Genomic DNA, 14,589 nt, shown 5'->3' on the forward strand with positions numbered 1-14,589 from the left:
GGCCGTGTCAGTCGGGACGGCCGAAGCGTTCCGTTCCCGTGATGGGATGCCAATTCTGAAGCGGCGTGGCGTAGTGCATGGTGAAGACGCGCTCCAGAAACGCCCAGCGGCCTTCGCGTCGCTGATAGACGTCGCGGTATTGGCCGCTCACTTGAAGCGTGCCCTGATCAACGTCGTAAAAAAGACAATTCGCTGCGATCAGGCCATGGCCATCGTCACCGTCCACCGTAATCAGGGCGTTCGCCATCCAATGATGCATGTGGGGCATGCGCTCCATGTTGACGCGTGCTTGCGCCAGGATGGCCTCCAGGCCATCGGAATTGCCGTTTGCACCCAGTAGCAGTCGTGAATCGGGATGCCAGAGCGTGGCGAGCAACTCAATGTTCATGCTGTCGAACGCCTCGGCGTAGTTGGCGATCAGCGCATCGATGGCAAACCGGCTTTCGATGGCGTCAAGGCGTGCTTCGATTTCTTTGGACATTGTTTTCCGTACCGAATGATACATAAATAGAGTTAAAAAAAGGGGCTCGTATGGTGACCCCGCCTTGCTTCCGATTTAAATACCGAACGGTACAAATATAAGGGAGTGCGCAACGCCGTGTCAACCTCCCATCTTGAACATACGTTGCCATGCAAGAGAGGTCTTGGGCGCGATTTGCTCGAAGATTGTGTATCGACTAGTATGTATATTTTGACGAGCGGAGAAGTTCATGAATCAGCGGGGCCGGCCGCGCACGTTCGACCGCGATGCCGCGATCATTTCGGCGATGCATCTGTTCTGGGAACATGGCTATGAATCGACGTCTTTGTCGCAGCTGAAGGCGGCGATTGGCGGGGGCATTTCCGCGCCTAGCTTCTATGCGGCCTTCGAGTCCAAAGAGGCGCTGTACAAGGAGGCGCTGGAGCGATACATGGAGATTTACGGCAAGGTGACCCGTAGTCTCCATGACACGTCGCTTCCGCCACGGGAGGGCGTGTTCCTGGCGCTGCTTCGGTCGGCAAAAATGCAAACCGAGAGCGGCCACCCGAAAGGCTGCATGGTCGCGCTGGGCGTCGTTGGCGTCAGTTCTAACGGCAGCGAAGCCGTCACCCAATTGCTTCGTGAAGTACGCAGTCGCACGCGCGCAGGCTTTCGGGCTTGCGTAGCACGGGGCATCAAGAGTGGGGAACTGCGCAGCAGCACGGACCCGGCGGCGCTGTCCATCGCGTTCGACAGCTTTTTTCAGGGCTTGTCCGTGCTCTCCCGCGATCGCGTCCGGTATGCCGTCATCGAAAGAGCCGTGACCGACGCGATGGGGATCTGGGATGCCGCAGTGGCCCAGCCGATGCCTGAATGAGATTTGCAAAACGCAGCCTGAGGTCACCTGAGCGGCGCACATCGAGCCCATGAAGAATTTCAACTTGGGATTGAACCAGTCGACCAGGAAGACGCGCAAGCGCAAATTCCTTGACGAGATGGAATCATTCTTCATCGCGTTGTCCAGATGAGCAGCCGCCATGTGCCGCGCGATAGACTGCATTGACGATGCTCTCGTAGCCAGTGCATCGACACAGGTTGCCGCTGATGGCGCGCCGTATTTCTTCGTGACTCGGCAACGGATTCTGCTTCAGCAGATCCGCCGCTGCGACTATCATGCCGCTCGTGCAAAACCCGCACTGGAATCCGTTCTCCGCGATAAACGCCTCTTTCAGCGGCTCGATCCCTTCGATGCCTTCGATCGTGTGCACATCGTTGCCCGAAATCGACGCGGCCAGAACGAGGCATGCCTTTCGCACCTTGCCGTCGATCAGCACCGTGCACGCCCCGCAATCGCCGGTCAGACAGCCGACGCGGGTCCCTTTTGCATCCAGCGCATCGCGGATCACCTCGACGAGCAACAGCCGCGAGTCGACGTCCGCGAAACGCGGCTCGCCATTGAGCGTGAGCCGCACCTGAATCGTTTCGTTCATTCTTTCGCTCCCGCGAGTAGCGTGCGCAAATGCCGCTTTACGACACCCGGCACGATGGCGCGACGGTAAGCGCCGTCGGCTAGTTCATCGTTCCAGCCTTCGCCGACGAGATCGAGCGCCCTGCTCGCGGCTTCCTCGATGAGCGCATCGGGCGCGAGCAACGATCTCTCGTCGATCATGAAGCGGTGGTACGCCGGTCGGCGCCCTGCTGCACCAACCACGAGCCGCACGCTCGCCTTCGCGCCACGATGCAACGAGCACGCGACAGTCACGATCGGCCACGAACTCGCGCTCGCCTTGTACTTCTGGTACTGGCAGGCGATGAGCGTCGCGTCGTGCGGGACGAGAATGCCCGTGAGGAATTCATCCGCGCGCCGCACTGTACGAAACGCATCGGCGAAAAAATCACGCGCCGGCATGCAACGCTTGCCGTGGGACGAGCGCAACTCGAACACGGCCTCCAGCGCCGCAAGACAGCCCGGCGCATCGGACGATGGATTCGCGAAGCTCGCGGCTCCGCCGAGCGTTCCCTGATTGAGGATCGATGCGCCGCCCGTGACTTGCGCAGCCATCGCGGCAAGCAGCGGCGCATGGCTTGCGACAATCGGCGAGGCGAGCAGTTGCGCGTAGGTCGTCATCGCGCCGATACGCAGGTGCGTGCCGTCGAGCACGATCGAATCGAGACCGAGCGCGCTCAGACTGATGAGATGCGCAGGCCGCACGAGATTCGCCGACAGCGACGGCACCAGCATCGTGCCGCCGCCGAGCACGGACGCATCTTCGCCGAAGCGGGACAGTAAGTCCGCTGCTTCGTCGAGTTCCTTTGGCTGATGAAAATCGAAGCGATGCCCTATCACGCGCGTCGCTCCTGCAAGCAAGCAATCACGCGCGCGGGCGTTGCCGGCACGTGCGCGAGGCACGCATCGTCACCCAGCGCATTCGCCACGGCATTGCTGACGGCCGCAAGCGCGCCGCCGAGTCCCGATTCGCCCGCGCCCTTCATCCCGAGCGGATGAAACGGATTGAGCGTCACGCGATGCCCGACGCGGATCGGCGGAAGATCGTTTGCACGCGGTAGCAGGTAGCTCTTGAAGCGATCGGTGATCATGCGATTCTGCTCGTCCATCCTGATGAGTTCCCACAGCGCCACGCCGATGCCCATCACGACTGCGCCTTTGAGCTGCCCTTCCACGAGCGCGGGGTTGATCATCGCGCCGCAGTCGTGCACCACGGCATAGTCGAGTAGCTTGCTGTTGCCGGTGATCATGTCGAGTTCGAGCGCGACGGCATGTACGGAATACGAGAACGTCGGGTAAGTGGCGATGCGGCCTTGCGCGTCGGGTTCCACGCGTACATTCTTCGGCGCGAAACTGCGCGTCACTTCGAGCGGAAGCGTCACGCCGGCCGCCACGGTGAACGGACGCAGGTGCGCGCCGAGCGTGAGTTCGGCCACAGTGATCTGCGCGCCGTTCGACTGGCGACGCGCATGACCGTCGCGCAGCACGATGTCGTCGGCCGCTCCGCCGAGCATGTTGGCGGCGCACTGCGCGAGCCGGTCCCGCAGTTCGCACGCGGCAAGGTACGCGGCCGTGCCGCCGTACATTAGCGCGCGGCTGCTGGCGTTGCCGGTGCCGAGCGGCGTCACGTCGGTATCGCCTTCGATGATGCTCACCTGGTCGGCGCGCAAGCCGAGCTCGCCCGCGACCATCTGCGCGATGCCGGTGTCGCTGCCGCTGCCGGGGGACGTCACGCCTGTCAGCACCTGTACATCGCCCGACGGCATCATGCGTACCGTGGATGTCTCGTAGCCGTTGGGAAAATTTCCTGGCCGCGCGCCGCCCTCCGGCGTGAGTTCGAACGCAATGCCGATCCCGATGCGACACTCCGAATCGCGCGCGGCGCGCGCCCGTGCCTGCCATCGCGGGTACTCGAACATCGTGAGCAACTGCTCGAGGCCGCCCGGATAGTCGCCGCTGTCCACGTTCAGGCCGGATGGCAGGAGGCGCGGCAAGGCATCGCGCGCGACGAGGTTACGTCGGCGCAGTTCGACCGGATCCATGCCGGTCTGTTGCGCGAGCAGATCGATCGCGCGTTCGAGCACGAGATTGCCAATCTCCTTGCCGTAACCACGTATCGCTTGCCACGGCGGCTGGTTGGTCATGGCAAGTGAGCACTCGACGTCGCAATGCTCAATCCTATAGACGGTCGGAAACACTGCCGGCGTGACGAGCGCCATTGCCCAGCTATGACCAGCGCCGATGATCCCGACATCGACCAGAATGCGATCACGCCAGCCGATCAGCCTGCCGTTCTCATCAGCGGCAATCTCGAAGCTGTGATGCTGTGAACGCGCGCCCGCGAGCAGGGTTTCTCGCCGCTCCTCGATCCATGCCACCGGGCGCTTCGTGAGCCGGCTGAAAAGCGCGACCAGCACTTCCTCCGGATGCCCCGCCATCTTGAGCCCGAACGTGCCCCCGATACGCGGCGCGATCACACGCACCTGTGACTCCTTCACGCGCAGCGCCGTAGCGATCAGCCAGCGGCTCGTATGGGGATTCTGGAACGTGCCGGTGAGCGCGTAACGCTCGCCGCGCGCATCCCATTCGGCGACATAGCAGAGCGTTTCCATCGGCGCGCTCGTCGACGAGCCGATGGTCAGTTCACCTCGCGCGACGTGTGCCGCGCGCGCGAAGGCGGCGTCGGCGTCGCCCGAGCGAATGCGGTCGTGCACGAGCAAATTCGTGTCCCAGCCGGGCTGGACGATCCGCGCACCGTCGCGCAAGGCTTCTTGCGCGCTGACAATCGGCGTGTACGTTTCGTAGTCGATGCGAATTTTCGCGAGCGCCGCTTGCGCATCGTGAACCGATGTCGCCACGAGCGCCGCCACGGGTTGTCCGAAGTACGTCGCTTCGCCGAGCGCAAGGCAGCGGCTCTGCAGGGGACCGCGTGCGCCCTTCGCGGGCAGGTCCATCGCCGGCGGCATCGCATCGCTGAAGCGGGCCGCTTCCTCGCCCGTCAGGCCGGCGACGACGCCGGGCATCGCCAGCGCGTCGGACAAATCGATCGACAAGATCCTCGCGCACGCGTGCGCGCTGCGCAGTATGGCGAGATGGAGGGCATCGCGAGGAACGAGATCGGCACTGTAGTCGACACGTCCCGAGACGAAGCGCGCGCCATCCAGCCGCGCTACGCTCTCTCCGAGCAGGCTCCCCGGCGATGCGTCCTTAAAGATCTGTTCCATGTTTGCCGCGAGCGGGCCCGATTGCGCAGGCCTCGACGTTCGTTGGTTGATCATGCATTCGCCTGGCGGCAGGTGCGCATGCACAGCAACGCGCATGCGCCCAGTGCAAGCAGCGTAGTCATCAGATAAAGCCCGCTGCTCAGCGTGCCGCTCAGTGTCTTGAGCCAGCCCATTGCGAACGGACTAGCAAAGCCGCCTAAGAGGCCGAGGCTGTTGACGAACGCGATTGCAGCCGCAGCCGCCCACGAGCCCGCGAAATAGTCCGATGCGAGCGACCACAACAGCGGAAGCGTGACGAACACCGTGGTCGATGCGATCGTCAGCAGCACGATGGTCGCCGTCAGATCATGCGCCATCAGCGGCAGCAGCGAAAGCGCGATTGCCCCTGCGAATGCAGCCAGCGCGCCATGCCAGCGACGCTCCAGCAGCCGGTCCGAGTTTCGGCAGATCAGCACCATGCCCACGGCCGCGATCCCGTAGGGAATCGCCGAGAGCCAGCCGATACGCTCGACGCTCGTCGCGCCCGCGCTTTTTAGTACCGTCGGCAACCAGAAGCTCAGCGCATAAGTGCCGCAGATGAACGTGAAATACGCGAAGCTCATAAGGTACACCTTCGGATCGGTGACCACCTGCCGCAACTGCCCGGTATGCTTCGGCTCCGCGTCGCTCCCTTCGACACGCAATGCATGGCGCAAAGCGTCGCGCTCCGGTTCGGTCAGCCACTTCGCACGCGCGATGTCGTCCGACAGCGTGAACCACGTCACGATGCCGAGCAGCACCGCAGGAGCAGCTTCGACGATATAAAGCCACTGCCAGCCCGCGAGGCCCGCGACGCCGCCGAGCCGCGACATCGCCCAGCCCGACACCGGTCCGCCGATTGCCCCGGCGATCGGAAAGCCCGTCATAAAGAGGCCGAGAATCTGGCCACGGCGATGACGCGGAAACCACTGGCTCAGGTAGTACACCACGCCCGGAAAGAAGCCGGCCTCGAACACGCCGAGCAGAAAACGCAGCCCGTAGAACGCCGTCGGACTCGATACCATCGCCATCGCGCAGCCGGTGATGCCCCAGAGAACCATGATGCGCGTGATGGTCTTGCGTGCGCCGATGCGCTGCAAGAGCAGATTGCTCGGCACCTCAAACAGAAAATAGCCGATGAAGAAAATGCCGGCGCCCAAACCGTACACCGCATCGCTGAAGCCGAGCGCGTCCTGCATCTGGAGCTTGGCAAAACCGACATTGATGCGGTCCAGATACGCGACCACATAGCACAAGATCAGCAGCGGCACGACCCGCAGCGCGACCTTGATATACAGCGCACGATCCGCGTCGCCCGGGACCCTCGTTTCTGCAGGCATGTCTGCATGTAAAACGGCTTTTCTCGACATGATGGCCCTCTCAGTAAAGATGGACCAAACGGAATGCAAACGACGGATAGCGATTCATCAACTGTCTCCTGGTCCTGCCGGCACTCGATGTCGGCGGCGTGTGTTCTTGTCGGGGCGCGCCCAAAGGCGCTGGATCGTCCTGATCGATATTCCAAAAACTGATCGATCGAACAGTCAGCACAGTAGCGGACGAGTCAACGCTGAGTCAACGATGATTTCGCCCGGCATTTCCCTTGTTGACTGATCGATCAGTCAGGGATAGGATTGGCGCCTGTAGAGCCTTTTCGGATATTGCCAGCGACATCCCGGCACGCATCCACGCCACATCCCAACGTTCAGAGGACTCAGCCGTGACCCAATTCAACGACTACGCAGACAAGTTCGAGACTATCCGCATGACACGCACTTACGGCGTGCTGGAAATGCACTTCCACACGCACGGCGGCCCGCTCGAATGGAACCTGACCGCGCATCGCGAGTTCGAGCAGGCGTTTCTCGACGTAGGCCGCGATCGTGAAAACGACGTGGTGATCATGACCGGTACCGGCGACTCCTTCAGCGGCCCCGCGATCGCCCCAGGAATGCATCACAACCGCAATTCGATGACGCCGACGATCTACGACCCGATCTACTGGGAAGCGAAGCATCTGCTAATCAATCTGCTCAACATCGAAGCGCCGGTGATCAGCATCCTCAACGGGCCCGCCGTACGGCATGCGGAGATTCCCTTGCTGGGCGATATCGTGCTGGCATCCGATAAGGCAACCATCCAGGACACCGCGCACTTCCAGGGCGGCATGGTGCCCGGCGACGGCATGCACCTGATCATGCCGCTGCTGATGGGCCGCGCGCGGGGTCATTACTTCCTGCTCACGGGTCAAAACATCAGCGCAAGCGAGGCGCAGGAGATGGGTCTCGTGAACGAAGTCATGCCCGCCGCCGACCTGCTACCGCGCGCCCGCGAACTCGCGCAGCTGATGCTCAAGCAGCCGCGTCTCGTGAGACGCTATACGCGCACCTGCCTGAACCAGGAGTTGAAGGCGCGCTTGCATGACGTACTGGGCTACGGACTCGCGCTCGAAGGCATCGCCCGCATGAAGGAAACGGCTGCCTGAGGCGGCGCTTCGCAGCTGCATCGCCATTCACACCGAATATCAAGGAGACAACATGACTGTCAGCAGTATCACGAGACCCATCGACATGGTGGGCTCAGTTATTGACGTAGTCGATTCCACGCCTGATGTGCTGGGCGAATCGATCATCTGGGACGAGAAAACGCAATTGCTCTGGTGGGTCGACGGTATCGGTCAGGTCATCCATCGCCTTGACACTTCGAACGGCGTCAAGAAAAGCTGGCCGATGCAGGAAGAGATCGGCAGCATCGGACTGCGCGCCAAAGGCGGTCTGCTGGTGGGCATGCGTTCCGGGTTCTATTTCTTCTCGCCCGAATCCGGCGAGCTGACCGAGATCGCGCGCCCCGACGCCGAGCGGCCGAAAAACCGCTTCAACGACGGCAAGTGCGACCGGCACGGCCGCTACTGGTCCGGAACCGTGGAGGCCGCCGCCTATACGCCGCGCGGGCGCCTGTACCGGCTCGACCCGGACCTGCAGCCGAAGCTGATCATGGAGGGCATCACTTGCATCAACGGCATCAGCTTCAGCCCGGACAACCGGCTGATGTACATGACCGACTCCTTCAGTTGCCAGATCGACGTGTTCGATTACGATTCGGTCGACGGCGCCATCTATAACCGCCGGAAGTTCGCAGACGTGCCGCTCGGGCGCGGCATCTGCGACGGATCGACCGTCGATGCCGATGGCTGCTTCTGGAGCGCGAACATGGACGGCTGGTGCGTGACGCGCTACGACCCGCGCGGACGGATCGACATGGTCGTCAATCTGCCGGTGCGGCGCGTGAGCAGCCTGTGCTTCGGCGGCCCAGATCTGGATATCTTGTTCATTACCACGGCGCGCCGCCGGATGAGCGAAAAGGAACTCGCGCAGCAACCGCTCGCCGGCAATGTGCTTGCGGTGCGGCCTGGCGTGAAGGGACTGCCGGAACCGGAGTTTCTCGGCTGACGGCACGTGGGGGGGCCCGATTCTGTCCTGTCGGGCCAAGCAGCTTCACGGTATACTGACTGATCGATCAAACAGCCTGGAGAGGTCGCCTCGGAAATGAGTGCACAACGAGACAAGTCCGCGAAAGCCGCCAGTCCGGCTCAGGGGTCCGACCGCGGATCGGGCTCGCGCCTGTCGGCGATCCTGAACGCGGCGGAGCGGGTGTTCGGCCAACACGGCTATGCCGGTGCGAGCATGCGCAACATCGCAGATGAAGCCGGAGTCGCCCAAGCGCTCGTGCATTATCACTGCGCGACAAAGGACAAGCTCTACGAGGCCGTCTTCGAGCGCCGCTCGTCGGCCATCAATCTGTATCGCGGCAAGCTCCTCGACGCCCTGTTCGCGAGCGAGCAGACCGTGACGGTCGAAGACGTACTGACCATCGCCTTCACGCCGCTGTCGGACATTTTCAATGGTGACGAAGCTGCGAACCTCGCACTCTATGTTCAACTGGTCGCTTCCGTCAGCCTCGGCAGCGATGAGCGTTCACGGCGCATTCGTGAGACTTATTATGACCCGATCGCGGAACGGTTCATCGATGCACTGCATACGGTGTTGCCCGGTATCGCACGCGAACAGGCGGTATGGGCCTATTTGTTCTCAGTCGGGGCGCGGCAACAGGCGCACGCGCTCAATGGCCGCGCGAAGCACCTGGGTGCGCGGGACCGCGCGAAGAAGTCGACAGCTCACTACTCCGATCTCGTGCGCTTTGCAGCCGCCGGCATTCGCGAACTGGTACGCAATGGCGCGGAAACGATGGACACCGGCAGGGCGTCGAGCAGCAAGGCGAAGGTGACGAAGACCCCACGCGCTCGCAACGCGTCGGCAGTGTCGAGTACGGAGCCAAGATCCGACTCAAAAGGAGCAAGGTCGCATGGTAGATGACATTGGAGCGGATGCCCGGGCACAACGACTCGCCGAATTCGACAACGTCGCCATTTCCGTGACTGACATCGATCGTTCCGCGGATTGGTATGGCCGCTTGTTCGGATTTCGCCGCGGATACTCGACTTACATTGAATCCATGCAAGCGCATTTCCAGATACTCGAACGGAGCGACATGCGGATCGAACTGCTTTCGCGCGCAACAACCGTTCGCAACTCCGATGCCGATATTGTCCCCGGCCCGCATATCGACAAGACCGGCGTCAAGGCGGTCGTATTCCGCACATCCGACCTCGAAGCCGTGACATGGCACCTCGAGAGGGAAGGCGCGAGCTTCGAATGGAAGATGAAACACCTGTCCGAGGATGGCTTGCGCGCGACGATGATACGCGATCCCGACGGCACCATCATCAACATCCTGCAATATCCGTAAGCATCGAATCCCCATCAAGCCGGGTTCCCGCACGAGACCATCGCGATTCCGCACACGGACCCAAGCAGTCTCACCGACCGTCTCCGACGCATAGGGGCCTCGAACAGCCGGTCTTGTGATTAGTTGACCGGCAGGTTGTGGCCGATCGCAGGAGGTCGTCCACGGCCGCTTATCAGCACTCCACTTCGCGAATCTGGATCTGGCTGACTGACCGCTTTGAAGACGGCGGTCTGATCGGAGTGGGTCGGGTGTACGCACCGCGAGCGGCCGCCCCTAGGCAGTACAAATTTATCGACCGCTTTGCAGCGAAAAGGCTGAAGAGCGGGCGGCCGCAGCTCGGCCCGTTGCCGCCATTCGCTATTGCGCGAAGTGGCCGTTCAGTCACCCTCGACTCAGCTAGGCGCGACGACCATGCACAGCGTGTAGGCGCTCGAAGCATTCAGACCAACTGCGCTCGAAAAAGCTGCATCCAGACCACGAAGTACAGCCGAGATCAAAACCGTGAACGGCCTGTGAGTCCAGCCCGCTTGCATCATTGCCTGCATTCCGTGGCCTGCAATTCGGCATCGGTCATCGCCGCTGGACGATCGTCTCGCGGGAAGGCTGACCATCCACGGACATCGAGCTGGGGTCGGTGTTTGACTTTGAGACTGGGATTGGCGCGGGGCTGGTTATCCTCCACCCTGCAGCCTTGAGCGCTCTCGCTATCTTCTGAGCCACGTCGAAGCACTCGGGATCGTCCCGTAGATACGGGATTACAACCGGCTCGGAAGGTTGTCCTCGAAGTTCTTCAAACGGCGTGCGAGGGCACAGCGAGAGCATGAAAAGTACGCTGGGATGAAGTGCCGACTGTACCGGCATCTGCATGCTCAGCGGCACAAAGGTCAGTGCGGCGGACGACCATATCTCGTTGGCACAGTGAGCATCGCATCCGGCACCGCATCGAGCTCAAGCTGGTGTGCGCGTCGTTCACGACGACGCTGTTTTCCGGATCGCGGCCCTGCAGCCTGTTTACGCTGAACGCGAAATATGAATCTCATCTGCCAAACGGACAACATTTATACGCCGCTTGGGTAACTGTGTGAGATTTAGGGACAAACCACTCGGCAGAATGACCGCTTCTCGCGGTTGAGAACCCGTTCTTCTTTATGGTGGATGGGATGGTGGATAGGATCCATAAATCGGGCTGTAATCCTTATATTAACTCACTCTTTGGCGGACACCGCCTCCGCCAGCGCGATCTCTGAAAGCCCCGTAATTTCTGAATTACGGGGCTTTTTGTTTTTTGGCGCGCAATTGATTCATCAGCAAGCAAGAACAGCGAGATTCTCTTTCGATCATGACGAACTGGTTGCACCGACGCCGGGGAATCAAGAAATTCGAGCATCCAGAACTGCTTACCAGTCGGCATGCTCTAGCGTGCTATCGATCTTGGTTCATGGAGAAGCGCGCGTTTGATCGAGCCGCATGATCCAACACTGAAAGATCGACCAATAAGGCTTCGCGAAGGCGAATTCCCTGTGAAACCGCTCGAAACATGGCCAACTCGCCGCACTGGGTAACAAAAGCTTAAAACGAGACAACCGTCCGATACGGCTGCATGCCCAAGAGCAACAATCAATCGGATTCCTCCGATATATGAGGCATCGCCCGATCCCTATCCTTGACCTTGCTTCCTCGTCGCGTTAAACGCCTTTTCGCGATAAGGAAGCCGTTCGAAGTGTTTGACCTCGCCTCGCGCGAGGTCTTTTTTTGCCTACCGCGCACGTGCACTTGCAAACGGCAACGAGCGCCCAAACCCTATCTGCCACAATCCGCATGAACAAGGCGGCTTAATTACCATCTAACCGCCTCATCGATCGATAAAGCGGAGACAAGCCTGATGAAGCCAAGCCGTATCGCGCAAGTAACTTTGGGTTGCATCGCCATGACAGGCATAACAGCGCATGCACAGCCGCAATCCAACACTCAATGGCGTCAGGCAGAAACCTCGTTTTTCGATCTGATTCAAAACGGCTACGGAATCGTAGCCGTGACGAGCATCGCCGAACGCGCGTCCGGTTTGCCTGCGGATACTTACGTGCTGCAGAAAAACAATAGCGTTTTTCGTTGCGTCGAAACGCGCGCCGCCGAGCCAGAAACAACGAGAACCGCCGCGCCATTGCGCTGTGCGGAACTCGTCAAACCCTTCGTGGATTGATCAACCTACCGGCGCTTCGCCCTCGCCTGTTTCCTTTCCTGGGCGATCGTTTGGCGACTGCTTGCGGCCTTCGTCATCGCGTTCGGGCAGCTTGCTCTTCTCGTTGTCGCTGTGTTCGGCGGGTTGTGCTTCGGCCGGCTTCGCTTCGCTAGTCATGGCTCCTCCTGTTTGCCTTGGGTGTAAGCATCGTCAGCAAATCCTGCGCCTGTAAGAAGCGCATCCAAAAAAGCGCACGCAGAATCGCAAACACTGCGGCGCCGACACGGGCTACCATCGATCCATCGTCATCAGATGCTACTCGCGATGCCTAAAGCACCGATTCCGCCGTCAGCCACGCTCGTCGCCATCGTGCTTGCCGCGACATTGGCCGCCTGCACGATCACGCCGCCACCGAGCGTCATCGAAGCACGCTCCGCCGCAACCGCACCGTCTCGCGCATCGCTTGGCGACTACAAGGAGCGCGTCGCGCAACGTATCCTCGAACGCAATCCGTCGTACGTGCTGAAGGGCACGCCGCAAGCCATGCTGCGCTCGTTCGTGCTGGTGTCCTTCACCGTGGATCGCAACGGGCGCGTCGTCAATTCGTCGGTGTATCGCACCAACGGCGACGACGAAGCCGAAGCCACCGCGCTCGCCTCGCTGCGGCGCTCGTCGCCATTGCCCGTGCCGCCCGCACGCCTCCTGAACGGCAACGGCCAGCTCGAACTCTTCGAAGGCTGGATGTTCAACGACGACGGCCACTTCCAGTTGCAAACGTCGCATTCGCCACAAGCAACGACCATCGATTGATTGGCGCTCTCGCGGCACGCTCGTTATAATTTTTGACATCCCGGCCGGGCCCGCTTCCGGCATGGCCTTCAGACCGCGCCTACCCCTCGCGTCCGTTGAAAGTCTTTGTCCGGTTCGCGCTCTACTCCTGCGAGCCGCTCGACCGTTTTACCGCCCACCCCAACAAGCGTCTTGCGTGCGCTCTTACGCCTTGCTCGCCCATCGAGCAGGAATGCGCCACCATAAGCACCACAAAAGCGACACGACAACGGAGACACCATGTCATCACCCACGCTTTCCGCCGCCAAGCCAGGCGACGGCGCCCAAAGCACCTCGCGCGTGATCTTCGCGAGCTTCATCGGCACCGCGATCGAGTTCTACGATTTCTACGTCTATGCGACAGCCGCCGCGCTCGTCATCGGGCCGGTGTTCTTTCCACACGGATCGCCGGCCGCGCAAGCGCTTTCGGCTTTCGTCACGTTCGGCATTGCGTTCGTCGCGCGGCCTATCGGCTCGTTCATCTTCGGGCACTTCGGCGATCGCGTCGGCCGCAAATCGACGCTCGTCGCGTCGCTGCTCGTCATGGGCATTTCAACGACGCTCATCGGCTTCGTGCCCGGCTACGATTCCATCGGCAGTCTTGCGCCCGTGCTCCTGTGCATCCTGCGCTTTGGGCAAGGCATCGGGCTCGGCGGCGAATGGGGCGGCGCGGCGCTGCTTGCAACGGAATACGCGCCCAAGGGCAAGCGAGGCCTCTTCGGCATGTTCCCGCAGCTCGGGCCGTCAATCGGCTTTCTTGCTTCCAACGGCCTGTTCTTCGGCCTCGCGCTCTCACTCTCCGACGAACAGTTCCGCAGTTGGGGCTGGCGCGTGCCGTTCATCGTGAGCGCGGTGCTCGTCGGGCTCGGGCTTTACGTGCGCCTGAAAATCGCGGAGACGCCCGCATTCCGCACTGCCGTCGAGCGTCACGAGCGCGTGCGCGTTCCCATCGCCACGCTGCTCGGCCGTTATCTTGCGCCGACCTTGCTCGGCGCCTTCGCGATGGTCGTCTGCTACACGCTCTTCTACATCTCGACGGTCTTCTCGCTGTCGTACGGCGTCTCCACGCTGCATTTCTCGCGCGAAAAATTCCTCGGTCTCTTGTGTTTTGCCGTGCTGTTCATGGCAATTGCGACGCCGATCTCGGCCATCGCCAGCGACCGCTTCGGCAGACGGCCCGTGTTGATCGTCGGCTGTCTCGCGGCGATTCTCTCCGGCTTCGCAATGCTGCCTCTGCTCGGCAGCGGCAACACGGTCTACGTCGCGCTCTTTCTGACCATTGAATTGTTCTTGATGGGCGTGACTTTCGCGCCGATGGGCGCGCTCCTGCCCGAGCTGTTCCCGACGAGCGTGCGCTACACCGGCGCGGGCGTCGCGTACAACTTGGGCGGAATTCTGGGCGCATCGGTGGCGCCTTATATCGCGCAATTGCTCGCAAATCGCGGCGGACTGTCGTGGGTCGGCGGGTACGTATCGGCGGCGGCGGCGGTGAGCCTCATCGCCGTGCTGTGCATGCGCGAGACGCGCGACATCGCACTTGAATAGCGTTCGAATGACTTCGATGGCG

14 protein-coding genes are annotated in these 14,589 nt (G+C 61.5%); 8 read left to right on the forward strand and 6 right to left on the reverse strand.

Going from position 1 to position 14,589, the window contains the following annotated elements:
* Window positions 1–7 precede the first annotated feature (7 nt).
* Window positions 8–481 carry a nuclear transport factor 2 family protein gene (locus tag ACYQ47_RS32525; RefSeq protein ID WP_459908898.1) on the reverse strand — a complete coding sequence of 158 codons (474 nt, stop codon included), beginning with the start codon at window positions 479–481 and terminating at the stop codon, window positions 8–10.
* A gap of 229 nt (window positions 482–710) precedes the next feature.
* On the opposite strand from ACYQ47_RS32525, the gene ACYQ47_RS32530 reads away from it, so the two are divergent.
* Window positions 711–1,337, forward strand: coding sequence for a TetR/AcrR family transcriptional regulator (locus tag ACYQ47_RS32530; RefSeq protein WP_459908900.1), 627 nt, complete (start codon window positions 711–713; stop codon window positions 1,335–1,337).
* 124 nt (window positions 1,338–1,461) lie between these two features.
* Here the strand turns inward: ACYQ47_RS32530 and ACYQ47_RS32535 are convergent, their stop codons facing one another.
* The 4 genes from ACYQ47_RS32535 to ACYQ47_RS32550 are packed head-to-tail and all read right to left on the reverse strand — an operon-like array spanning window position 1,462 to window position 6,549.
* A complete protein-coding gene (locus ACYQ47_RS32535) occupies window positions 1,462–1,950 on the reverse strand; it encodes a (2Fe-2S)-binding protein (protein ID WP_459908902.1) in 489 nt (162 codons plus the stop codon).
* Window positions 1,947–2,807, reverse strand: coding sequence for an FAD binding domain-containing protein (locus tag ACYQ47_RS32540; protein WP_459908904.1), 861 nt, complete (start codon window positions 2,805–2,807; stop codon window positions 1,947–1,949). The genes ACYQ47_RS32535 and ACYQ47_RS32540 overlap by 4 nt, the downstream gene beginning before the upstream one ends.
* Window positions 2,804–5,191, reverse strand: coding sequence for a xanthine dehydrogenase family protein molybdopterin-binding subunit (locus ACYQ47_RS32545; protein WP_459908906.1), 2,388 nt, complete (start codon window positions 5,189–5,191; stop codon window positions 2,804–2,806). The genes ACYQ47_RS32540 and ACYQ47_RS32545 overlap by 4 nt, the downstream gene beginning before the upstream one ends.
* Window positions 5,192–5,241: 50 nt before the next feature.
* Window positions 5,242–6,549: an MFS transporter gene (locus tag ACYQ47_RS32550; protein WP_459908908.1), complete on the reverse strand. Its 1,308-nt coding sequence runs from the start codon at window positions 6,547–6,549 to the stop codon at window positions 5,242–5,244.
* Window positions 6,550–6,929: 380 nt separating this feature from the next.
* On the opposite strand from ACYQ47_RS32550, the gene ACYQ47_RS32555 reads away from it, so the two are divergent.
* From ACYQ47_RS32555 to ACYQ47_RS32575, 5 genes are all read left to right on the forward strand, one after another.
* Complete coding sequence (locus ACYQ47_RS32555) at window positions 6,930–7,694, forward strand: enoyl-CoA hydratase/isomerase family protein (RefSeq protein ID WP_459908910.1); 765 nt, start codon at window positions 6,930–6,932, stop codon at window positions 7,692–7,694.
* Between the two features lie 52 nt (window positions 7,695–7,746).
* Window positions 7,747–8,658 carry an SMP-30/gluconolactonase/LRE family protein gene (locus ACYQ47_RS32560; protein WP_459908913.1) on the forward strand — a complete coding sequence of 304 codons (912 nt, stop codon included), beginning with the start codon at window positions 7,747–7,749 and terminating at the stop codon, window positions 8,656–8,658.
* 96 nt (window positions 8,659–8,754) lie between these two features.
* Complete coding sequence (locus tag ACYQ47_RS32565) at window positions 8,755–9,582, forward strand: TetR/AcrR family transcriptional regulator (protein WP_459908915.1); 828 nt, start codon at window positions 8,755–8,757, stop codon at window positions 9,580–9,582.
* Window positions 9,572–10,015 (forward strand): VOC family protein, encoded by a 444-nt coding sequence (locus ACYQ47_RS32570; protein ID WP_459908917.1) that lies wholly within the window; start codon window positions 9,572–9,574, stop codon window positions 10,013–10,015. The genes ACYQ47_RS32565 and ACYQ47_RS32570 overlap by 11 nt, the downstream gene beginning before the upstream one ends.
* A gap of 1,927 nt (window positions 10,016–11,942) precedes the next feature.
* Complete coding sequence (locus ACYQ47_RS32575; RefSeq protein WP_250463694.1) at window positions 11,943–12,215, forward strand: hypothetical protein; 273 nt, start codon at window positions 11,943–11,945, stop codon at window positions 12,213–12,215.
* Here ACYQ47_RS32575 and ACYQ47_RS32580 read toward each other — a convergent pair whose 3' ends face one another.
* Complete coding sequence (locus tag ACYQ47_RS32580) at window positions 12,216–12,371, reverse strand: hypothetical protein (protein WP_244827345.1); 156 nt, start codon at window positions 12,369–12,371, stop codon at window positions 12,216–12,218.
* A 147-nt stretch (window positions 12,372–12,518) separates the two neighbouring features.
* Here ACYQ47_RS32580 and ACYQ47_RS32585 point away from each other — a divergent pair, with 147 nt between their 5' ends.
* Together ACYQ47_RS32585 and ACYQ47_RS32590 are read left to right on the forward strand one after the other, a co-directional pair.
* Complete coding sequence (locus tag ACYQ47_RS32585) at window positions 12,519–13,004, forward strand: TonB family protein (RefSeq protein WP_250508699.1); 486 nt, start codon at window positions 12,519–12,521, stop codon at window positions 13,002–13,004.
* Window positions 13,005–13,262: 258 nt separating this feature from the next.
* The gene (locus ACYQ47_RS32590) at window positions 13,263–14,567 is read left to right on the forward strand and encodes an MFS transporter (RefSeq protein ID WP_244827343.1); all 1,305 of its coding nucleotides are present in this window, start codon (window positions 13,263–13,265) and stop codon (window positions 14,565–14,567) included.
* The last annotated feature ends 22 nt before the right edge of the window (window positions 14,568–14,589 follow it).

Source organism: Caballeronia sp. HLA56, assembly GCF_054655155.1.